Genomic DNA, 21,374 nt, shown 5'->3' with positions numbered 1-21,374 from the left:
GGCACTACAGCTAGAGTTCCACGACGACGGTCCCGAAGTGCCGGCCTTCGATCAATTCCAGCAACGCCAGCGGTGCGCGATCGATGCCCGCGATCCGGGTATGAGGGAAGCTGATCTTGCCGGAGCGCAGCCAGTCGCCGAAGCGAGCGATCCACTCCTTCTCCATGTCAATGTGGTCCGAGCCGCTGTATCCGCGCAGCGAGATGCCCTTGACGACCAGGCGGAAGGCATCGATCTCCACCGGCGCGCTGCCACCGGCCCGCTGCGCCGACAGCTGTCCCGACAGGGCTCCGACCAGCGCGAACCGCGCGCCCTGCCGGGCCGCGCCGAGTGCCGCGACCAGCTGCTCGCCGCCGACGTTGTCCAGCAGGACATCGATCCCGTCGGGTGCCGCCTCGGCGAGCTGCCGGGCGATGGGCCCGGCTCCGCGCAGCACGACCGCGTCATAGCCCAGTTCGGAGACCAGCCGCTCCGCCTTCTCCGGCGAGCCGGTGCTGCCGATCACCCGGCCGGCGCCCAGCAGCCGGGCGATCTGCCCGGCCAGGGAGCCCACTCCTCCCGCCGCTCCGGTGACGAAGACGGTGTCTCCCGCGCGGACATCGGCGAGGAGCGTCAGCGCGCCGTAGGCGGCCGATCCCGAGGAGAGGTACGCGACCGGATCCGGCAGTGTGCCGTCCACGGGAGTGCAGTCGGCGGTGGCCACCAGGGCATACTCCCGCCAGCCGAGCAGATGGGTGACCGTATCGCCCACGCGCAGCGGGCTGTCGGCCGGCGCCGCCACGACCTCGCCCACGGCGGGACCGAACAGCGTGTCCCCGCTGTGCAGCGGCGGCAGCGGTACGCCCTCGACCTCGCCGCCGATCAGAGTGCGCAGACCGGGAAAGACCAGGAAGTACCGGTTTCTGACGAGAACGTGGCCTGTCCCGGGATGGCCCGTCCCGGGCTCGGGCAGCGGTGTCTCGACCACGGCGAAGTGTTCGGGCCCGGGCAGCCCCTCGGGCATGGCGGCGAGCCGGACCTCGCGGGCGGTGCTGGGCAGAGCTGTGGTCATGTTCGTGCTCCTGACGGCTGAGGGCTGAGGGCGCTGAGGATGGGCGGGTACGGGCAGTGCGGCGGCGCGCGCGGCAGGGCGGCGTTCGCCGTTGGCGTGCGGTGACGCTAACCCCTGACCCGTACGTCAAGGTCAAGCACTGGCAGGCGTGGTCACCGGGAGCGACAATTGCCGACGCGGGCCGGGTGCCGATACTCCTGGCGTTTCCGATGCCCTGGAGGTGGCGGATCCATGACCACATCGCGGGACCTGTTCCTTGTGTCCATCGACATGTCGACCGGCCGCCCGGTGGAGCGGGGCGATCTGTCACTGGCGCTCGCGGGAGCCGAGGTGATCGACCTCATGGACGCCCGTGCCGTCATGGTGGAAGAGGATCGCCTTGTGCCGGGCGATCGGCCGGCGACGACGGACCGTCTGCTGGCCGAGGCCGCAGCGTCGCTCGTCCGGCAGGAGCCTTACGAGACGGTCGCCGACTGGCTGTGGCGCAGAGGCCGCGGTCTGGCCGCGGGTTATCTGGCCGATCTGGAGGCGGAAGGGCAGATCACCCGGGACCGGCACCGCCGCTGGAAGGTCTTCCGTACCAGCCGTACGGTGCTGACCGATTCACCCGCCCGGCGCCTGGCGGCGAGCCGCTGGGCAGCGGACGAGCCCGTCCTCGCCGCGCTCGCGGCAGCCGTCGGCATCCGGGACGGGCGGACCGGAGACGATGACGGGTGGACCGAAGACACCTCGGGCACGGTTTCCGACGCGGTGGAGACGGTGCTCACGGAGGTCGAGGACGCGGTGGCGGAGCTGGTGGCGGAACGGCAACGGCGCGTCTGGAGACGCGAAGAGGCGGCCGAGGAGAACCGCCGGCGAGGCTACTGACAGACCGTACGCGCGGACTGTGCGCGGACTGCACGCGCCGACCGTACGCACGTGCCCGCGATCGTCGCCGCCAGGCAGCCGTCGCGTTCCCGAGGTCCGCTCTGACCGCTCCTTGGTCCGCTCCGAGGTCCGTTCCGCGTCCCGGAACGGACCTTTCGGATGTTCCGGCGCTGCACATCCATGAAGGGTCTGGACCAATCGTCGTTACCTGCTCCCTTATGCTCCTTTTCGCCTGATTGACGGGACGATCATGAAGCTCTTAGCGTGTCCGCGCCAAGGGCAGCGGATCCATGCCCTCGGCACCTCCGTCCGGGGCGCACCAGGCTGCCCCGACTGGGCAAGGGGGCACGTTGCGCAGAGCATCGCGCAGGACACGGATACCAGGGAGCAGCACCGCCGCCGCCGTCATCGCGGGCGCGGCGGCACTCACCTTGATGACGACGGCCCAGACAGGCACGGCGGCGGCCGGCCCGCCTACCACCGCCACGCCGCTGGGCGCCGATTCCACTCACGAGATCACTCTGATCACCGGTGACCGAGTCCTTGTCGACGCGCACGGCAAGACGGTCGGACTGCGGCCCGCTCCGGGACGCGCCTCGGTGCCGGTCCAGATGCGCGAGGTCAAGGGCCACTCGTATGTACTCCCGGCGGACGCGGCCGGCTTGATCGCCACGGACAAGCTGGACATCCGGCTCTTCGACGTCACCGAGCTGAGCCGTCCCGAGTACCGGATGCTCACGGGCGACGGTGTGCCGCTGCTCGTCTCGTACGCCGGCTCCGGCGCGCGCGAGTCGGCGGGCCGGACGGCCCGCGAAGGGCTGCGGGCGCAGGACGGCACCACCGTACGGGCCGAGATCGACACCGTCGACAGCGAGGCGCTGACCGTACGGGCGAGTGCGGCGGCCGAGGCGTGGGACTCGCTGACCGCGCGCTCCGCGCGAGGCCTGCGGCTCGCCTCCGGGGTTCGCTCCGTACGGCTCGACGGTCTGCTCAGGACGACGCTCGACGTCAGCGTCCCGCAGATCGGCGCGCCGAGCGCATGGGCCGCCGGACATGACGGCAAGGGCGTGAAGGTCGCCGTTCTGGACACCGGTGTCGACACCAACCACGCTGATTTCGCGGGCCAGATCGTCGCCGGGAAGAACTTCACCTCCGCCGACTCCGCCGACATCATGGACCGTTACGGTCACGGCACCCATGTCGCCTCCATCGTCGCCGGGACCGGCGCGCAGTCCAAGGGCCAGTACAAGGGCGTCGCTCCCGGCGCCCAACTGCTCATCGGCAAGGTGGCGGGCGACCGGGGCGCGGCCACCGAGTCCGCGATCATGACCGGTATGGAGTGGGCCGTCGCAGAGGGCGCGAAGATCGTCAACCTCTCCATCGGCGGTCCCGACACTCCAGGTGTGGACCCGCTCGAAGAGACCGTCAACAGGCTCTCCGCCAAAGCCCTGTTCGTGATCGCGGCCGGCAACTCCGGGCCGCGCGACTCCACCGTCGGCACACCGGGCACCGCCGACGGCGCGCTCACCGTCGGCGCCGTCGACAAGCAGGACACGCTCGCCGACTTCTCCTCGCGAGGTCCGCGCATCGGCGACGGCGGGCTCAAGCCCGACATCACCGCGCCCGGTGTCGCCATCACCGCGGCCTCCGCCAAGGGCAGTGTCATCGACCAGAATCCGGGCGTGCCGCGTCCCGGGCCCGGCTATGTGACGCTCGACGGCACCTCCATGGCCACTCCGCATGTGGCCGGCGCGGCTGCGCTGCTCGCCCAGCAGCATCCCGACTGGAGCGGTCCCCGGCTCAAGGCGGCGCTGACCGGCTCCGCGAAGCCCGGCCCGTACAGCGCGGTCGAGCAGGGCAGCGGCCGGGTCGATGTGACCCACGCCATCACCCAGAGCGTGGTCACCGAGCCCGCCTCGCTGAGCTTCGGCGCTCCGGCCTGGCCGCACACCGACGACCAGCCGATCACCAGATCGCTCATCTACCGCAACACCGGCACCGAGCCGCTCACCCTGGATCTCGCGGCCACCGCCACGGGCCCGACGGGCGCCGACGCACCGGCCGGTTTCTTCACCCTCGGCGCCTCGCGGCTCACCGTCCCGGCCGACGGCACCGCGTCCGTCGACATCACGGCCGATCCGAGGCTCGGCGGCGATACCGAAGGCGTCTACAGCCTCGCCGTCACCGCGACCGGCGGCGGCCAGAGCGTACGTACTGCGGGAGCCGTCCTCCGCGAGGGCGAGATGTACAACCTCACGCTGAAGGCAACGGCCCGCGACGGCTCCGCACCGGCGGGCGGCGACTGGACGGCGTTCGTCTACGACCTGGGCGCGCAGACCATGGTCCGGGTGTCGGGCGAGAACGGCTCGGCCCAGGTGCGTCTGCCGCGCGGTGTCTACACCGTCCTCGGCGAGGTCCCGCTGCTCAGCCCGGACCTCGTGTACATCGGCGACGACTGGGTCGCCGCGCCTCGGCTCGAACTGACGAAGGACACGGTGCTCGCGGTCGACGCGCGCGAGACCGAGCTGATCGATATGCGACCGTCCGATCCGGACGCCTCGTTCCAGTCCGGATTCCTGACCATCTCGCCGCAGGAGGCACCGGGACCGATCATTCTCTACATAGGCCATCTGTCGGAGGGCTTCCGTACCCAGCAGGTCGGCCCCAAGCCCAGGCCGGGCACGGTGAGTTCGTATCTGCTCTCCTCCTGGGCGGGCGACGGCACGGACTATCTGCTCGCCGACACCCTCAAGAACGGCTTCTACACCGGACACGTCCAGCACGCGAAGGCCAGGGACCTGGCGAAGGTGACGGTCAACACGGGCGGTTCGGTCACCGGAGGCCGCTGGGGCCAGATCGCCTCGACGCCGGACTTCCCGACCTCCGTACCGGTCACCTTCACCGATCTGGCGAGCACCACCACCACATATCTCCAGGGCGGTTACGCGTGGCAGCGGACCTTCCAGCAGCGGCGCGGCGGGACGGCCGAGGCGCAGTACGGCATTCCGTCCCAGGTGTACCGCGGCGGCAGGTCGTACACCGAGGACTTCAACACCGCGGTCTTCGGGCCCGCGCTTGTCGAGGGCGGCGGACTGACGCGCGACGGCGACCGGCTGACCGGTGCGATACGTCCCTTCGCCGACGGCGCCGGACATGACGGGCGCAGTCTGTACGATCCGGCCACCGCGTCCACCACGCTGTACCGCGACGGCGAGGAGTACGCCACGGCCGACGGCGTCCTGGACACGGTGAGCTTCGATCTCCCTGCGGAGAAGGCGCGATACCGGCTGGTCACCACCGTCGGCCGCGCCACCACGGGCGTATCGGCGGTCAGCACGCGGGTGAGCTGGTCGGCCGAGTTCACCTCGGGACGCACGGCGAAGCCGACGGCCCTGCCCGCGAGCGTGGTGCGCTACACGCCCGAACTCGGCCTGGACTCCCGGGCCGTGGCGGGCGCCACGCAGAGTGTGCCGGTCACCGTCCAGGGCTCGGCGGCCGGCCGGAACCTCACGTCCCTGACGGTGTCCGTCTCGTACGACGGCGGTACGTCGTGGTCGAAGGCGGCGGTACGCGACGGACGCGTCAAGGTGGTCAACCCGGCGGCGGGCGGGACGGTTTCGTTCCGGGCCGATGTCAAGGACCGTGCGGGGAACGTCTTCTCGCAGACGGTGCTGGACGCGTATCTGACGAAGTAACGCGCCGGGGACGGAGCGGCAGGGCCGGGGACTGGATGGAACAGCCCCCGGCCCTGCTTCCTATGTGAGCGCGACATCGAAGACATGCATGACGCCACGGTCGGTGCCCTGCGGCAGGACGACGGACTTCACACGCTTGCCGGAGTCGAGCGTCTGCGGCACCGTCCTGACAACGATGTCGCGCGATCTTGTGCCACGTGCGCCTCCACTGTGCTGGGCACACTCGTGCGTCAGGCGCGGTCGCCACGGTGCGGATACGTTGGAAGTGGTGCCAACTCGGCCCGCCGTCCGATGGGAGCGACATGGATATCTCCGGACAGACCGCCTTGATCACTGGCGCCACCGCCGGCATCGGCCGGGCCGTGGCCCTTCAGCTCGCGCGGGAGGGAGCGGAAGCCCTCGTACACGGCCGCGACGCTCAGCGCGGCCATGATGTCGTGGCCGAGATCGAGACCGCCGGCGGCAGGGGCCGGTTCATCGAGGCCGATCTCACCGACACCGCGCAAGTGCTGCGGCTGGCGCAGGAGGCGGGCGAGATCGACATCCTGATCAACAACGCGGGCGTCTACAAGTTCCTGCCCACCTCGCAGATGACCGACGAACTGTTCGACCTGCATATGAACCTGAACACCAAGGTTCCGTATCTGCTGGTCCGTGAGCTGGCGCCGGGCATGGCGGCGCGTGGACACGGATCGATCGTGAACATCAGCACCATCGCCGCCTCGGTCGCCACCAAGGGCGCCGGTATGTACGGCGCTTCCAAGGCCGCCCTGGAGCAGTTGACGGAGATCTGGGCCGCCGAGTACGCGGACAAGGGCATTCGCGTCAACGCCGTCGCACCCGGCCCGACCCGGACTCTCGGCACCGACGCGATGGACCCGGCCACCCTGAAGACCATCGCCGACACCACCGCGCTGGGCCGGGTCGCCGAGCCCGAGGAAGTGGCCGAGGCCGTGGTCTTCCTCGCCTCCGACCGCGCCAGCTACATCACCGGCGAAGTACTGGAAGTGGCGGGCGGCCGGCTCAGCATCGGCTGACACCACCGGCGCGCGGGAGCGTGCCGTAGGCGTGTGCCGTACGGGCATGCCCGTACACGGTCCGTACGCGCGTGCTGTACGGGCATGCCGTACGCGCTACAACCGCGTCAGGCCCTTGATCTTCCAGAGCGAGCCGCCGCCGGTCACCTGTGCCACATAGGCGTCGCCGTTGCCGTCGAGCCGGAAGATGACGGAGTTGAGCCCGCGCACGCTCGCGATCTGTGTGCCCTGGCCGGTGGCCGGATTCAGCCGGGTCACCTGGTCGCCGACGGAGAAGTAGACGAGGCCGTCGGCCGCGACCGAGATCGACGCCGGCTCGTAGAACTCCTTCGCCACGCTCCTGCTGGCACCGGTGGCCAGGTTCGTCTCCAGGATGCGCCCGGTGAACATGTCGGCGGTGTATGCCAGGCCCTTGCCGTCGAGCGCTATGCCCTGGGACAGCCCGAGCCCGGAGGCGACGACCCGGACGGCTCCGCCCTGCGCCACTTCGTAGAGCTTGCCGCTGCCGCCTGTGGCATACGTCGTACCTGCCCTGTGGACGATGCCGTGCAGCGGACCGAGCCCGGAGGCGAGGAGTCCACGCGATCCGGTGCCGAGGTCCACCTTCCACAGATTGCCGTCGAAGTCGCCCACGTAGGCGTTGCCGGCGCCGTCCACATCGATGCCGCGCAGATTGCCGAGCCCGCGCGCGACCGTACCGGTGGCACCGGTCGCCAGATTCACCTTGCGCAGATCGCCGTTCTGATACGTGATGTAGGCGTTTCCGTTCGCGTCATAGGCGGAACTCACCGGCTCGCCGAGCCCGCCGGCGACCTGAGTACAGGCCGCGGAAGGGCAGTTGACGACCGGAACCGCGGCGGCCACGCTCGGCGAGACCGTCAGTCCCGCGCCGACGAGTGCGCCCAGCACCACGCCGGCGGTCCGGGCACGCCAGCTCCTTGATGAAGTCACGATCGATTCCGTCCGTTCCATGGGGGGTGTGACCGCGCCCAACTCGATGTTGGCCGCGATCATTTGGTAGCACGGACCGTCGATGTGATCGTTCGTCACGCGACAGGAAGGCCGAAACCGATATACCTACGCACGGTCCGAGGGCGAGTTCTCGGCGGCGGGCCGGGGCCACGGGCGGCCCAGGTGGCGTTCGATGTCGGAGTTGAAGCGTTCCAGCGCGTCGGTGAAGGCCGTGACGTCCTCCGGCGCCCAGTCCGCGATGAGGTTGCCGAGGCCGTTCACCACGCGGTCGCGTTCGGTGTGCAGCCGGTTCCGTCCGGTGTTCGTGATGCGGAACTTACGGGCGATACCGCCGTCGGGATCCGGTACGCGGTCGACCAGATCGTCCCGGAGCATCGCGGACGTCTGCCGGTTGAGCGTTGAGACGTCCAGTCCGAAGGCGTCCGAGAGCTGCGCGATCGACATCGGGCCTTCGACCTCGATCCTGGTGAGCAGCAGATAGGCGCTGCGGTCCATCAGACCGCCGTCGCGCTTGCCCCGGGGAGACGCGGAGTGGCGTCCCAGGAGCATCAACTCGCGCTCAAGCCGTCGGCTCTCCCTCTCCACAGCGACCATCCTTCATCGTCTCTTCGCTGGCTCGTTCCTCTTGTATACCACGCGATATGCATAGCGCATATCGCATGTATGATGCCTATCGTTTGTATGATGCACATCCTTGTCCGTGGAGGGAAACACAGTGAACGACCAACAGTCCGGCTCCGGCCGCAGCACACCACCCGGCGTGATCGTCATGGTGCTGGCGAGTGCCGGAATCGTCGCCGCCCTGATGCAGACCCTGGTGGTGCCCCTGATCGGCGAGCTGCCCGGGATCCTGCACACCAGCCCCTCCAATGCCTCCTGGTCGGTGATCGCCACCCTGCTGGCGGGAGCCATCTGCACTCCGGTGGTCGGTCGGCTCGGTGACATGTTCGGCAAGCGGCGCATGCTGCTGATCTGTGTGCTGCCCCTGGTGGCGGGCTCGGTGGCGTGCGCCCTGGCCGACTCGCTCGTACCGATGGTGATCGGACGGGCCCTCCAGGGCATGGGCATGGGCATCGTCCCGCTGGGCATCAGCGCCGTCCGCGACATCGTGCCGACCGAGCGCGTGGGCTCCTCCATCGCCCTCATCAGCGCCTCCCTGGGGATCGGCGGCGCGCTCGGTCTGCCGATCGCCGCCGCCGTCGCCGAGAACGCGAGCTGGCGCATCCTGTTCTGGGGAGCGGCCGGCCTCAGCGCGCTGGTCGGCGTGCTGATCTGGCGGCTCGTACCGGACATCGAGACCACCGGGCGTGGCGGCTTCGACTATGTGGGCGCCGTCGGTCTGGGCGCGGGACTGCTGTCCCTGCTGCTGGTGGTCTCCAAGGGCGCCGACTGGGGCTGGACGAGCGGCACCACTCTCGGACTGTCCGCCGCGGGTGTCGTACTGCTGCTGCTGTGGGGCCGGTGGGAGCTGCGCGTCAACGATCCGCTGGTCGATCTGCGGGTCACGGCCAAGCGTCAGGTCCTGCTGACGAACCTCGCCTCGGTCGTCGTCGGCTTCTCCATGTACGCCCAGTCGCTCATCGTGCCGCAACTGCTCCAGATGCCCGAGGCCACCGGCTACGGTCTGGGCCAGTCCATGCTGGCCGCGGGCCTGTGGATGGTGCCCGGCGGTCTGTTCATGATGGCCCTCTCGCCGGTGGGCGCCAAGCTGTCGGCGGCCCGTGGCCCGAAGGTCACCCTGTTCGTGGGCTCGCTGGTCATCGCCGCCGGCTATGCCTCGTCCCTCTTCCTGATGGGCTCGGCCTGGGGACTGATGATCGTCGTCTGCATCGGCAGTACGGGTGTCGCTCTCGCCTACGGCGCCATGCCCGCGCTCATCATGTCCGCCGTGCCCCAGTCCGAGACGGCCGCCGCCAACGGCTTCAACGCCCTGATGCGTTCCGTCGGCACCTCGGTCTCCGCCGCGGTCGTCGGTGTCGTCCTGGCGCAGATGACCGTCCGGATGGGCGGATTCGAGATTCCCTCGGAGAACGGCTTCCGTACCGGCATGATCATCGGAGGCGTGGTGGCGCTGGTCGCGGCGGCCGTCACTCTCGCGATCCCGGGCGGCAAGACGCGGTCCGTCGACCAGGCTCCTGTCTCCACCGGCCCTCAGGAGGTTTCCGGTCTCGCCCGGAGCTGATCTGTACGGGGCTTATCTGTACGGGGCTTTCTCCGTCCGTAACGGCCCGTCATGGCGGCTCCGCGGCGCGCGTCAGCCGTGTACGCGTGGGCGGATTCCGTCGGTGAGGAGCAGGAGGAGCAGCCGATCGGTCTCGGCCGCGCTGTCCAGGTGCTCCTCCGTGGCCAGCGAGATGCCGTTGACCAGTGTCAGCAAGTCCCTGACGGACACGGCGGAGCTGATCGCGCCGGCCTCGACGGCGCGTCGCAGCAGCGGATCACCCGCCTCGGTGAGCATCGCGAGGCAGCTCTCCGGGTCTGTCCGCTCGCTGTGTCGGCCCGCGTGGACCAGTGAGGCGGCCAGACCGCGGGTGGACGCGGCATAGCCGCCGACCGCCCGCAGCCAGTCCATGAGTGCGGTCCCGGGATCGGTGTCCCGGGCCGGCTCACGGGCCTGCTCGCAGAGGACCTCCACCCGGCCGCGGAAGACCGCCTCCAGCAGCGAGCAGCGGCTCGGGAAGTGACGGTGCAGCGTGGCGGAGCCGACCTGGGCCTTGCGGGCGATCTCCTCCAGGGAGGCATCGACGCCGTGCTCGGCCACCTCGGCCTCGGCCGCGGCGAGGATGCGCTCGTAATTGCGCCGGGCGTCCGCACGCATCGCGCGTCCGGACGCCTTCGGCGCTGCTCCGTCCGTGGAGCCTCTGAACCCTTTGGACACGGGATTCCCTTCGGCTTGCTAAGTGGGGCGGCCCTCCGTATGTTACTCGTACGTAAGTGGGGGGCCTCCCCGTTTAGTCTGTCCAGGAGATGGCATGGTCATGGACCAGAACACCACACCCGTCCTCGTCACCGGTGCCACCGGCAAGCAGGGAGGAGCCACGGCTCGCGCTCTGCTCGCCGCGGGCGTTCCCGTACGGGCCCTCGTACGCGATCCCGAGTCCGAGCGTGCCAAGGCGGTCGAGGCGCTCGGTGCGCGACTGGTGCGCGGTGATCTCTACGACCGCGATTCGGTGCGGCGGGCCGCCGAGGGCACACGTGCCGTGTTCTCGGTGCAGATGCCCGACATGAACGATCTCGAAGGCGACTCCGAGCTGGTCCATGCCACCAACCTCGTGCGGGCGGCCCGAGACGCGGGCGTACCTCAGTTCGTCCACACCTCCGTCTCCGGCGCCGGCGCCCATCGCACCGCGCCGGGCTGGCAGGAGGGCCGCTGGAAGACGATGGAGCACTACTTCGAGACCAAGACGGCGATCCAGGACCTGGTGCGGCAGGCGGGCTTCGCGTACTGGACGATCCTCAAGCCGGGCTTCTTCATGGAGAACTTCGTCCGCCCGTCCTTCCTGTTCGCCCATGGCACCGAGGACCGGCTGCTGACCATCATCAAACCGGACACCACTCTCTCCCTCATCGCCCTGCGCGACATCGGCGCGGCGGCGGCAGCGGCTGTCCTCGATCCCGCCGCATTCCACCAGGTCGAGCTGGAACTGGCCGGTGAGCGACTGACGATGAGGCAGATCGCCCAGGTGCTCTCAGACGTGCTGGGCGTGGAGCTGACCGCTCCGTCCCTGAGCCTGGCGGAGGCTGTCGCGCAGGGCATGCCGGAATGGGGCGTCGCACACGAATGGCAGAACCAGGTCGGCTCTCCGGCGCGACCGGAGTACGCGCGGGCGCTCGGACTGCCCACCACCGACTTCAGGACATGGGCCGCGCAGAACATGTGACATCCGGCCACGGCCGGTCTCGGCTCTTTGAGTACGCGTACTCACGCCGTCCGGGCGGTACCGGGCGACGATGAGGAGCCGAACTCACCGCCACCGGAGGGCCGTTCATGCTCAGCCGTATCGCCGGAGCCGTCGTACCGCTCTTCGGGCAGCTGACGGTCACGACCGACGCCGACGCCGAGCTGCGGCCCGGCAGCATCATCGCCGCGAACCACACCTCGCTCAGCGATCCGGCGGTCGTTCTCGCCGCCCTGCACCGCCTCGGCGTGGAGCCCGTCGTCCTGGCCGCCGCCGGACTGTGGCGGATCCCGCTCCTTGCCGCTGCACTCACCAGGGACGGCTATGTGCCGGTGTACCGCGGTGATCCGCGGGCCGCCCGCGCACTGGAGGACGCCATGGACGCGCTGGCCGCGGGCCGTCTCGTCCTGCTCTACGGCGAGGGCGGCCTCCCGCACCGCAAGGACGCCGGCGAAGCCGCGCCGCGGCCCTTCCGCAGCGGTATCGCGCGTCTGGCGCGGGCCACCGGCGCTCCGGTCGTCCCGCTCGGCCAGGCCGGCGCGCGCCGGCTCGTCTCCGGGAGCCGTACGAAACAGCTCGCGGGCCTGGTCACCGCTCCGCTGCGGCGCCCGGACCTCCATGTCCACATCGGTGCTCCGGTGCGGCTGCCCGGTGAGCGGACCGTCGCCACGGCCTGCGCCCACCGCGCGGTCGCCGCCGCCTGGCGCACGGCGGCGGCCCATATCGGCGAACCGGCCACCTTCGCCGCGTAGGCGCCGGCAACGGGTACGGGTACGGAGTCGGGACGCCCGTCGCTGTCAGGACCGCAGCCTGTCGACCGACACCTGTGTGGCCGGTGTGGCCTCGGCACCTGGGCCGTGCCGGACGGGCCGGAGGCGCTGACGTGGCCGAGGTGTTCCCACCACCGGACGGAGGCCCTGTTAGGGCGTGGGCCCACCTCTGCGCGGCGCGCCCGGTCGGACAGTGTGGAGCGGGACCGGAATCTCAGCACCAGAAGAGGAGACAGTGACCGTGTCGTTCGATGAGGGTGCGGCGGCCGTACATGATGTGGCCGGCGCCCGGTGGCGGATGGCGGTCGAAGAGCACGGGGATCTGCGGGAGGCGGCGACCAGGGAGCTGGCGGATGTGCTGTTCGCGTCCTTCCCGAGAAGGGACCAGCGACGCAAGGGCGAGCTGTATCTGCTCGGGTCGCTGAAGACCCAGGGCCGCAAGTCCATCCGTAACATAGCCGCGCATATGGGCGGTTCGGCGGCCGAACAGAGCATGCACCACTTCATCAGCAGCTCCACCTGGGACTGGAAGCCCGTCCGGGAGGCCCTGGCGGGCCATCTCTCGCGGCTCAGTCCGCCGCAGGCCTGGGTGGTGCATCCCATGCCGATCCCCAAGGCGGGCGATCTGTCGGTCGGTGTGGACCAGGTCCTCGATCCCGTTCTGGGAACCTTCCGCGGACAGCGGGCCTTCGGCGTGTGGTACGCCTCGGAATCCCTCAACACCCCGGTGAGCTGGCGGTTGTTCCTGCCGGACTCCTGGCTGCGGGACGAGACACGGCGTCGGCAGGCCGAGATCCCGGACGGCGCCGGTGAGGAGACGCTGGAGGAGTGCGCGGTCGAGGCGGTGCTGGACGTACTGGGCTCCTGGAAGGTGCCGCCGCGCCCTGTGGTGCTGAACGCACATGTCGGCCATGTCACCACCACCATGGGCAGGTTCACCCGGGCCGGGATCCCGGTGATCGCCCGGGTCGGTGACACGGTCCGGTTCGTCGTCCACGATCCCGCGCTGCCCGGTCACGCGGGCGGCCGGCTCACCGCCCAGCAGATCGCGGTGGCGGCCCGGGGACTGCGTCGGCGGGTGGGCCTGACGGAACGTTCAGGCGTGGGCGCCGGATCGCCTGGGACGCTGGCGGTGGCCCTGTCCGTGGAGGCCGTGGGCCCGGCGGCGGGCCGGCGCAGGGCCGGTACGGGCGAGGAGGGCGGCGAACTGGTGCTGCTCGCCGAGTGGCACGGCACCCGCAGTGTGCCGGACGCCCTCTGGGTGACCAATATGACGTCGATGTCGACCGGCGCCCTGCTGCGGATGGCCGGACTGGGCGGCAGGTCCTGCCGTGAACTCGCGGCGAGCGGTGCGGAGATGGGACTCAGGGACTTCAAGAGCCGCTCGTTCAACGGCTGGCACCGGCACATCACGCTCGCCTCCGCCGCCCATGCCGTGTCGGCCCTGATCGACGCGGCCTCCCGGCCGTCCGACTACGCGCACCGGTCGGCCTGAGCCGGCCGGGACGGTGAGGTGCTGGGCCGGTAGACACTGTGACGGGCCCGCTGGAGACGCAGCGCGAGCTGGATCTCCAGCGCGGTCGCGGGCTGTTGCCAGTCCGGTCCGAGCAGTTCGGTGACCCGCTCCAGCCGACGGGCGACCGTATTGGTGTGCACATGGAGATCCTGTGCGGCATGGGTCGGGCTGCCGCCGGACGCGAAATAGGCGTCCAGGGTGTGCAGCAGATCCGTGGAGCGCTGCGCGTCGTACTCGATGACCGGTCCGACGGCCGAGGTGATGAAGGCGTCGACATCGTGGTTGTCGGAGAGCAGCAGACCGAGGAATCCCAGATCCCCGGCGGCTGCCGCGCCGCCGACGCCGCCCAGCGCGACCAGAGTGTCGAGACATCGGCGGGCCTCCTGGTAGGCCTTGCCGACCGCCGCCAGATTCCGTACCGGGCCCGCCGCGCCCGCCGAGACCGCGTGGCCCAGCAGCGGGGACAGCTCGTCGGCCGCCGCCGTGGCGGCGGCCGACGGATCGGAGCCGGGCAGGAACAGCACCACGCACTCGCCGCGCAGAGTCTTGAGGCCGGAGAGCCGGTAGGCGTAGGAGGAGGCCCAGATGGCGGCCTCGCCCTGTTTGCCGCCCTCGGGCCGCAGCGTGACCACCACATGCGGTGCGGTGGGATCGAGCCCGAGCCTGCGGGCGCGCTCGGCGAGATGGCGCGGTGGCTGGAGGGCGCCGGACAGCAGGTCGTTGAGGTACTCGTCACGGGCCGGACCGGCCGCCGCCGCGAGATTGTGCCGCAGGAGCAGCGCCATGGCGACGGTCTGGGCGGTGAAGTACAGCAGCCGCCGTCCCTCGTCGGTCAGCGGGCCCGGGCTCTTGCAGATCAGCACTCCCGGGCCCTCCACTCCGGTGGTGACATGGGCCGCCCACAGATTCTCGGCCAGCTCGACCACGGAGGTGGAGGTATGGGAGCCCACCATGGCGCCGACCAGGGTGGCCGTGTCGACGTCCGGGACCTCGCCGGTACAGGCCAGTACCTGCCCGTGCGCGTTGCGCACCATGAGATCGGCGCCCAGCGAGGTCGCCGCCAGCCGGATGATGTCGTACAGATCGGCTCCTTCCAGACACATGCCGGAGAGCGAGGCCTGGACGCCGGCCAGTGAGCGGCTCTCGGAAAGGGCCGCGGCGATACGGGAGTTCTCGGCCCGCTCCCGGTCCAGCTCCGCCCGTACCCGGTCCATACGGCGGGTCGCGTCGATGACCGAGGCGGACAGATCGGCCAGCGAGCGCAGCAGACTGACCTCGTCCGGCGAGAAGTGCCGGACCGCCCGGCACGCGCCGTACAGCGCTCCCACGGTCCGGCCGTCATAGGTCATCGGCACCGCCAGAATCGCGTGCAGGCCCTCGGAGACGACGACTTCGTCGATGGCGTCGGAGTGCGGGAACCGGTCGTCGCCGAGATAGTCGGGCGTCCAGAACGGCGCGCCGCGCTCCTGGGCCATGTCTCCCAGCCCCTGCCCAGGGCCCATCTCCAGTCCCACATTGAGCGCGGTGGTGTCTCCGTCGGACTTGTGGACATAACTGCTGCCGTCCGGGAGCCGGAGGCTGACATACGCCATGTCGAAGTCGAGCAGCCGTCTGGCGTGCCGGGTGACCACACTGAGCCGGCCGTCCAGTGCCTCCTGGAAGGTCATGTCCTGGAGGACGTCGACCAGCGCGGCCAGCGCGGACTGGCGTCGGCGGCGCTGCTCGGTTCTGGTCCTGATGTCCAGCGCGAGACGGACCGCGCGTTCGAGCTGGGGCAGCCGGGCGTCGTCGGGCGAGCGCTCCCGTGTCTCCCGCAGCAGGTCCTCGAAGCTTCTGGTGGGCGCCTCGTCGGCCAGCAGTTCCAGGATCGCCAGCACCTGAGAACCGGCGCTCCTATCCTCGGAGTTCATCAGTTCCCCCCTAGAACCTCTCGCGCCAAGATCATCAGCCGGACTTTAGTTATGTGATTTACCCGGGTCAAGCCGCGCGTTCCCGAACGGGATTCTCCATGGTGCTCCGACCACCATATGACCGGCCGCTGCTGTCGCGGGGCGACCTTCCGGCCACCAGGGCACTCGGAAATGATCACGGCTGGGCATCGCGGAGAGCGAAGTCCGCGGGATTACCAGGGGTGGGGATGACAGAAATCGCGAGTTATACGAGTTCGCTCGCTCGAAGCAGGGCATCTCAGGCGAACGAGAACAGGCCGGATGTGTTCGTCTTGGCCGGCCGTGAATGGGATCTGCTGGTCGGCGTCTTCGCTCCGGTCCACTCGCCCACGACCGCCGTCGCCATGGAACTGCTGGGACTCCCGGAGGCACGGGACCCGGACCGGGACCAGGACCCGGATACGGGCCTCGCGTTCCGCGGGGACGGTACGTTCCTGGAGATCGGCGCCGGTACGGGCGTCATCGCGGTCTCCGCCGCGCTGGCCGGCTGTGCGCGGGTGGTGGCCACGGACATCAGTGCCCAGGCCGTACGGAACACCGCCATGAACGCCGACCGGCACGGCGTCGCCGACCGGCTCGTATCGCTGCACGGCGATCTCTTCGACGCGGTCGGCGACGAGGAGCGCTTCGACACCGTCTACTGGCACTCCAACTATGTGCTGGCGCCCGACGAGTACGAGTACCAGGCCGACCACGAGCGTGCCTATGTCGATCCCGGCTACCGTGCGCACCGCCGCTATCTGGCCGAGGCGCCCGGTCTGCTGACCGAGGGCGGCACCGTGCTCCTCCAGTTCAGCGAGCGCGGCGATCTCGGTCTGCTGCGGCGGCTCGCCGAGGAATGCGGACGGACTCTGCGTCCGGTGCGGCGGCGTGATTTGACCGAGGGCGACGAGACGGTCGAACTCGTACTTTACGAAGTCTGTATGAAGAATTGACGCCACCGTTCCCGTCATTCGTCCCGGAGACCTCCTCATCACTCTCTACGGAATCATCGTGCGGGCTCTGATCATCGACAATTACGATTCTTTGACGCATAACCTCTTTCACTTCCTCGCCGAGGTGACCGGGCGGGAACCGGTCGTGGTATGCAAAGCAGTTGGACAAGCGCGCTGTTGGACAGGTGCTCTGTTCGCGTGGGGCACCGCCCTGGTCTGATCTCCTCGGACATCGACTCCGTTGTCCGTACGGACACTTCACTCTCCGCGGAGGCCACCATGACCAGAGGCAGATCGGAAACGCTCACCGGATCGATCGAGCTCCCGTTCCCGGAGTACGACAACCCGCCGTCCGGACCGTCCGGGCTCTTCCGGCGCTGGTACGACACCGCCGTACAGGTCGGCGTACGTGAACCCACGGCGCTGGCCCTGGCCACCGCCGACAAGCGTGGCCGGCCGTCGAGCAGGATCGTCGCGGTGAACGAGATCACGGACGAGGGCATCGTCTTCGCGACTCATCTCGGCAGCCAGAAGGGCCGCGAGATCAGCGAGAACCCATGGGCCTCGGGCACCTTGTACTGGCGTGAGACGAGCCAGCAGGTGGTGGTCAGCGGCGCGGTGGAACTCCTCGGGACCGAGCGGGCCGAGGAGAAATGGCTGAGCCGCCCGGTGTTCACGCATCCGGCGTCGGTGGTGTCCCGCCAGAGCGAGGAACTGGTCGACATCGAGGCCATGCGGGCCGAGATCGACCGCCTCGCCGCGATCGGCGGCGTACTGCCGCGCCCGGACGGCTATGCCGTGTATCTGCTGCGGTTCGACACCGTGGAGTTCTGGGCCAACGGCGAGGACCGACTGCATCAGCGGCTGCGCTACGAGCGCGCGGGCGAGGGCGAAGGATGGACCGTCCGGCGTCTCCAGCCCTGAGCGACCTGAGCGACCTGAGCGACCTGAGCGACGGGCGCGGGAGCGCCGTACGGTGATGGCGCGGGCGAGTGCCGGAAGGGCACCCCGCGCCATCACCGTGCGCCATCCGCTCAGCCGTGACGGACGTCCAGCGCCTCGACCCGGGCCGCGAGGTCCGGATCCTCCTCGACGCAGCGGTGGAAAGCCGCCCTGGCCTCCGCCGGGCGGTCCAGCTTCAACAGGCAGACACCGAGGTGGAGTTGGGCCTCGGGGTCGCCGGTGGCCTCGAACGCCGCCGACAGATCGGCCAGCGCCTTGTCGGGATCTCCCGCCTCCAGATACGCGACTCCACGGTTGAATCTGACATCAGCCGTGTCCTCAAGAGCCAGCGAGCGGCCGAAGTCCTCGATCGCGTCCATGAGTTCGCCACGCTCGTAGGACACCGTCGCCCGGGCCGCCCAGGCCGGAGCGTAGTCGGGACGGGCGGCGACCAGGCCGCTCAGTGCCGTATGGGCGGCGTCCGCGTCCGAGACCGCGAGCAGTTGACCGCGCAGACAGAGGAGAGGCGCGTTGTCCGGTTCGAGTTCGAGACCGGCGCCGATGTCCTGGCCCGCGCCGGCCAGATCGTCCGTCGCGTACCGCAGGCTCGCCCGGTTCACATACGCGTCCACCCGGCCGGGATCGAGTTCGACGGCATAGCCGAAGTCCGCCAGCGCGCCCGGTATGTCGCCGAGCTCCAGCCGGGTGTCCGCGCGGTTGTAGACCACTTCGGGAAACGGCGGCGACAGGGCCATCGCCCGCTCGTAGCAGACGACGGCATCGGCCGGGCGGTCCAGCCGGCGCAGCAGATTGCCGCGGTCGAAGTGGTATTCCGGATGGTTGGAGTCGACGGCGATCACATCATCGAGATCGGCCAGGGCCTCCTCGTAGCGGCCCAGCGCGATGAGGACCTGCGAGCGGTTGTGCTTGAGCACCGAGCGGTGCAGCGCGTGCTCGGAGGCGCCCAGACTCCGGTCCAGCCAGACGATGCCCTCGCTGACCAGCCGCAGTGCCTCCTCCAACTCGCCTTCGTGGACGGCGACCAGGGCCAGCCCGTTGCGGTTGAAGACGGTCTGGAAGGCGCGCTCCCCGGGATCCGGGATCGCCTGAGCGAAGGCGATCGCGGCGTTGGCCCAGGCCCGCGCCGTCGAGTGGTCCTGCTCGTCGCGAGGGAGATACCGGGTGTGGATCATGGCGGTGGCGTAGGCGGCCTGCATATGGACCATCGGACTGTCGGTGGCCGCGCGCGCTCCCTCGTACAGCACCAGCGCCTCCTCCGGCCGGCCGAGCGCGGCCAGGGAGGTGGTCTTCTTCGTGGTGAACGCCCACCAGTCGCTCCGTGCCGTGGTGGCGTCGACCAGCGCCAGACCTCGCTCGGCGAAGTCCACCGTCGCATGGTAGAAGCCCAGGTCCACACAGATGTCCAGGGCGGTACGCAGGGCGCCCGCGCCGGCGCCGTACGGATCCCGGCCGTGTTCGCGGTGGTACGGCACGGCCCCGAGCGCGAGCGACGGTTCACCGGCGGCCGTGAGGGCGTCGGCGCGCGCGTCGTGCAGGGCGGCCCGGTCGGCGGGAGCGAGAGCCTCGTAGGCGGCGCGCGGCCGTGGATCGTCACCGGTGCAGTCACCGGCCACCCACTGGGCCGCGAGGTCCTCGGCGGGAAGCGGTGGCAGCGGCGGCAGCGGTGTGTCCCGGCCGGTGATCACGTGCGCGTAGCGCTCCAGGGCCGGGCCGAGAGGCTCCGCGAGCGGGCCGGGCGGAGTGTTCAACTCGTCGGCCGCCGTGGCGATCCGCAGCCGCAGCAGACCGGGATCGGCCCGGCGCAGCAGGATGGCGAGCAGTTCCTGGTCGGTCGGGTCGGCCTCGTGCACATTGTCCACGAGGAGCAGCCGAGGACCGTCGCCGAGGCGGCGCAGATGGCCGTGCAGGAACTCCGTCAGACCGTGCGCGATCCGCGCGGTGCGCAGCCGGGAGTAGAAGCGCGTCCGCTCCTTCGGCACGGCCAGCGAGGTGAGCGTCTCCCGGGTGGCCGGCACCACACCGCGCAGTTCCGGTGTGAGCGCGAGGATCTCCGTCTCGTGCGCGGCGACGAGGGCTGGCCAGTCCCGCAGCGCCTCGGGCACGACCGTACGCAGCAGGGCACCGCCGGCCGAGTAGGGCCCGCGCAGCCGCCGGTGCGCGTCGAGTACGGCGAGTACGGGCACCTCGGCACCGGCCGCGAGCAGCCGTCGCCGGTCGTGCTGATGGCGTGCGCGGATCCACTGGTGCGGTACGTCTGACACGGCTGCTCTCCTACTCGCTGATGTGACGGAGCGTCGATTTCCGGGCCCGTCGGGCCCGTACGGCCAGCACGCCCACGACACCGAACTGGAGGACGTTGAGCGCCACGAGCGTGGCCGAGTCGGCCAGTTCGACGGCCGCCGCGTCACCGGTCAGCCGACCGAAGACACCGGTCAGGAACCGGTACGCCGTGGGCAGTCCGGCCACGACCACGCTGGTGAGCATCACCGCGTAGCCGATGAGCATCACCCAGCTGTACCACTGGGCGGCCTTGCGGTCGGCGGGCGCGAAGGCGGACTCGTCCACGATCCGTTCCGTCCGGCCGCGCAGCCGGTGGTAGCGGTTCTTCATCACCTGTACGGAGGTGCCGTGCAGATCGGTGCAGCCCAGCACCGTGGTCACCAAGTAGTAGACATCGGTGCGCAGATAGAAGTACATCTGCCAGACCATGCGCAGGATCGTGCTGAAGGCGAGCGCGAGACAGACTCTGCCGGGAGCGGAGAAGCTTCCGTCGGACTCCCGGGTGCCTGCGGCGATGAGGGTCAGCACCGCCCAGACCACGGCGTCGGCGCCCAGACCGGCCAGCATCGGCAGATACCGCTTGCCGCGCTCGACGATGACCAGACCGTCCATCGAGGTTTCCAGTACGACGAAGTACAGCCGGCGTCCGATCGACAGCCGGGTACGCAGACCGAGGCGGCGGCCGGCCAGTGCGTGGGCCGCCTCGTGGATCAGCATGAGCGGCACCTGGCCGACGAACAGGCCGAGTTCGACAATGGTGTAGTAGTCGGAGAAGAAGATGTGCCGGTAGTGCGGCGCGAGATCCGTGCGCAGTACGGAGGCGGTGACGGCGGCGGCGACCAGCAGGGCGTACACGGCCGCGGCAGGCGGCGAGAAGACGGCCTTCCCGAACCGCTGCCAGCGTACGGGCCCTTCGTCGGCCCGTGCGTCGGAGGCCCGCGCGTCGGCGGAGCCTGCTGAGGCGGAGCTCGTGGCGGTGTCGGCCGGGTCCGTGGTCGCTGGGGCCCTGGTGGCCGTGCCTCCGGAGGACAGCCGCAGCAGGCCCACCTCGCCGAGATCGGCGACGAGTCCGGCGACATCGGCTTCCTCGCCGTAGGTCGTCTCGTACCATCGGGCGGCCTGGCGCGGAGTGTCCCCGGCGGCCAGTCGGCGCACCAACTCGGCCCCGTCGGACGGCAGGATCACATACGCGTCGATGTCCGGACGTCCCAGCGTGGTCGTCTCGCCCTCGTCGAGATAGACCAGCGGATGCACAGTGACCGGCAGGTCGAGATCGACATCGCCGGGATCGTACTCGACAGTGCCACTCATGACGGGTTCCTTCGGCGATCGAGGGGTGGGGGGCGCGGGGGCCGGCGGGCGCAGCCCCCCCCCCGGCCACCAGGGGCCAGAAGGACGGCCGGGTGGGTGGTCCGGGGGGAAGGTGTTGGCGAGGTAGGG

16 protein-coding genes are annotated in these 21,374 nt (G+C 70.1%); 9 read left to right on the top strand and 7 right to left on the bottom strand.

What is annotated here, in order from left to right:
- Nucleotides 1-10: 10 nt before the first annotated feature.
- Nucleotides 11-1,051: an MDR family NADP-dependent oxidoreductase gene (locus ACFV6H_RS06050; protein ID WP_385539093.1), complete on the bottom strand. Its 1,041-nt coding sequence runs from the start codon at nt 1,049-1,051 to the stop codon at nt 11-13.
- A gap of 231 nt (nt 1,052-1,282) precedes the next feature.
- Between ACFV6H_RS06050 and ACFV6H_RS06045 the strand changes: the two genes are divergently transcribed.
- The 3 genes from ACFV6H_RS06045 (at nt 1,283) to ACFV6H_RS06035 (ending at nt 6,650) form a co-directional block, all read left to right on the top strand.
- Nucleotides 1,283-1,918, top strand: coding sequence for a GPP34 family phosphoprotein (locus tag ACFV6H_RS06045; RefSeq protein WP_385539091.1), 636 nt, complete (start codon nt 1,283-1,285; stop codon nt 1,916-1,918).
- A 350-nt stretch (nt 1,919-2,268) separates the two neighbouring features.
- On the top strand, nt 2,269-5,613 hold the full coding sequence (locus ACFV6H_RS06040; protein ID WP_385539088.1) for a S8 family serine peptidase: 3,345 nt from the start codon (nt 2,269-2,271) through the stop codon (nt 5,611-5,613).
- Nucleotides 5,614-5,915: 302 nt separating this feature from the next.
- Nucleotides 5,916-6,650: an SDR family NAD(P)-dependent oxidoreductase gene (locus ACFV6H_RS06035; RefSeq protein ID WP_385539086.1), complete on the top strand. Its 735-nt coding sequence runs from the start codon at nt 5,916-5,918 to the stop codon at nt 6,648-6,650.
- A gap of 96 nt (nt 6,651-6,746) precedes the next feature.
- On the opposite strand, the gene ACFV6H_RS06030 is transcribed toward ACFV6H_RS06035, so the two are convergent.
- Complete coding sequence (locus tag ACFV6H_RS06030; protein ID WP_385539083.1) at nt 6,747-7,601, bottom strand: hypothetical protein; 855 nt, start codon at nt 7,599-7,601, stop codon at nt 6,747-6,749.
- 126 nt (nt 7,602-7,727) lie between these two features.
- Nucleotides 7,728-8,207, bottom strand: a complete 480-nt coding sequence (locus tag ACFV6H_RS06025) for a MarR family winged helix-turn-helix transcriptional regulator (RefSeq protein ID WP_385539081.1) — start codon at nt 8,205-8,207, stop codon at nt 7,728-7,730.
- A gap of 184 nt (nt 8,208-8,391) precedes the next feature.
- Between ACFV6H_RS06025 and ACFV6H_RS06020 the strand changes: the two genes are divergently transcribed.
- Complete coding sequence (locus tag ACFV6H_RS06020; protein WP_385539754.1) at nt 8,392-9,804, top strand: MFS transporter; 1,413 nt, start codon at nt 8,392-8,394, stop codon at nt 9,802-9,804.
- 72 nt (nt 9,805-9,876) lie between these two features.
- Here the strand turns inward: ACFV6H_RS06020 and ACFV6H_RS06015 are convergent, their stop codons facing one another.
- A complete protein-coding gene (locus tag ACFV6H_RS06015; protein ID WP_385539079.1) occupies nt 9,877-10,500 on the bottom strand; it encodes a TetR/AcrR family transcriptional regulator in 624 nt (207 codons plus the stop codon).
- Between the two features lie 100 nt (nt 10,501-10,600).
- Between ACFV6H_RS06015 and ACFV6H_RS06010 the strand changes: the two genes are divergently transcribed.
- The 3 genes from ACFV6H_RS06010 to ACFV6H_RS06000 all read left to right on the top strand — a co-directional run bounded on the left by ACFV6H_RS06010 (nt 10,601) and on the right by ACFV6H_RS06000 (nt 13,786).
- Nucleotides 10,601-11,503 (top strand): NmrA family NAD(P)-binding protein, encoded by a 903-nt coding sequence (locus ACFV6H_RS06010; protein ID WP_385539077.1) that lies wholly within the window; start codon nt 10,601-10,603, stop codon nt 11,501-11,503.
- A gap of 107 nt (nt 11,504-11,610) precedes the next feature.
- Nucleotides 11,611-12,273, top strand: a complete 663-nt coding sequence (locus tag ACFV6H_RS06005; protein ID WP_385539075.1) for a lysophospholipid acyltransferase family protein — start codon at nt 11,611-11,613, stop codon at nt 12,271-12,273.
- A 259-nt stretch (nt 12,274-12,532) separates the two neighbouring features.
- On the top strand, nt 12,533-13,786 hold the full coding sequence (locus ACFV6H_RS06000; protein WP_385539073.1) for an IS701 family transposase: 1,254 nt from the start codon (nt 12,533-12,535) through the stop codon (nt 13,784-13,786).
- On the opposite strand, the gene ACFV6H_RS05995 is transcribed toward ACFV6H_RS06000, so the two are convergent.
- Nucleotides 13,765-15,717, bottom strand: coding sequence for a helix-turn-helix domain-containing protein (locus tag ACFV6H_RS05995; RefSeq protein WP_385539071.1), 1,953 nt, complete (start codon nt 15,715-15,717; stop codon nt 13,765-13,767). The genes ACFV6H_RS06000 and ACFV6H_RS05995 overlap by 22 nt on opposite strands.
- Nucleotides 15,718-15,944: 227 nt before the next feature.
- Between ACFV6H_RS05995 and ACFV6H_RS05990 the strand changes: the two genes are divergently transcribed.
- Together ACFV6H_RS05990 and phzG are read left to right on the top strand one after the other, a co-directional pair.
- Complete coding sequence (locus ACFV6H_RS05990) at nt 15,945-16,691, top strand: 50S ribosomal protein L11 methyltransferase (RefSeq protein WP_385539069.1); 747 nt, start codon at nt 15,945-15,947, stop codon at nt 16,689-16,691.
- A gap of 198 nt (nt 16,692-16,889) precedes the next feature.
- A complete protein-coding gene (gene phzG / locus ACFV6H_RS05985) occupies nt 16,890-17,615 on the top strand; it encodes a phenazine biosynthesis FMN-dependent oxidase PhzG (RefSeq protein WP_385539067.1) in 726 nt (241 codons plus the stop codon).
- 110 nt (nt 17,616-17,725) lie between these two features.
- Here phzG and ACFV6H_RS05980 read toward each other — a convergent pair whose 3' ends face one another.
- A complete protein-coding gene (locus tag ACFV6H_RS05980; RefSeq protein WP_385539065.1) occupies nt 17,726-19,915 on the bottom strand; it encodes a tetratricopeptide repeat protein in 2,190 nt (729 codons plus the stop codon).
- Nucleotides 19,916-19,925: 10 nt separating this feature from the next.
- Complete coding sequence (locus ACFV6H_RS05975; protein WP_385539063.1) at nt 19,926-21,245, bottom strand: hypothetical protein; 1,320 nt, start codon at nt 21,243-21,245, stop codon at nt 19,926-19,928.
- Nucleotides 21,246-21,374 lie beyond the last annotated feature (129 nt).

It is taken from the genome of Streptomyces sp. NPDC059743 (genome assembly GCF_042732975.1).
In the GTDB taxonomy this organism is placed as follows: domain Bacteria; phylum Actinomycetota; class Actinomycetes; order Streptomycetales; family Streptomycetaceae; genus Streptomyces.
Note: the sequence above shows the minus strand (reverse complement) of the source record. Positions and strands in the feature narration are given on the sequence as shown.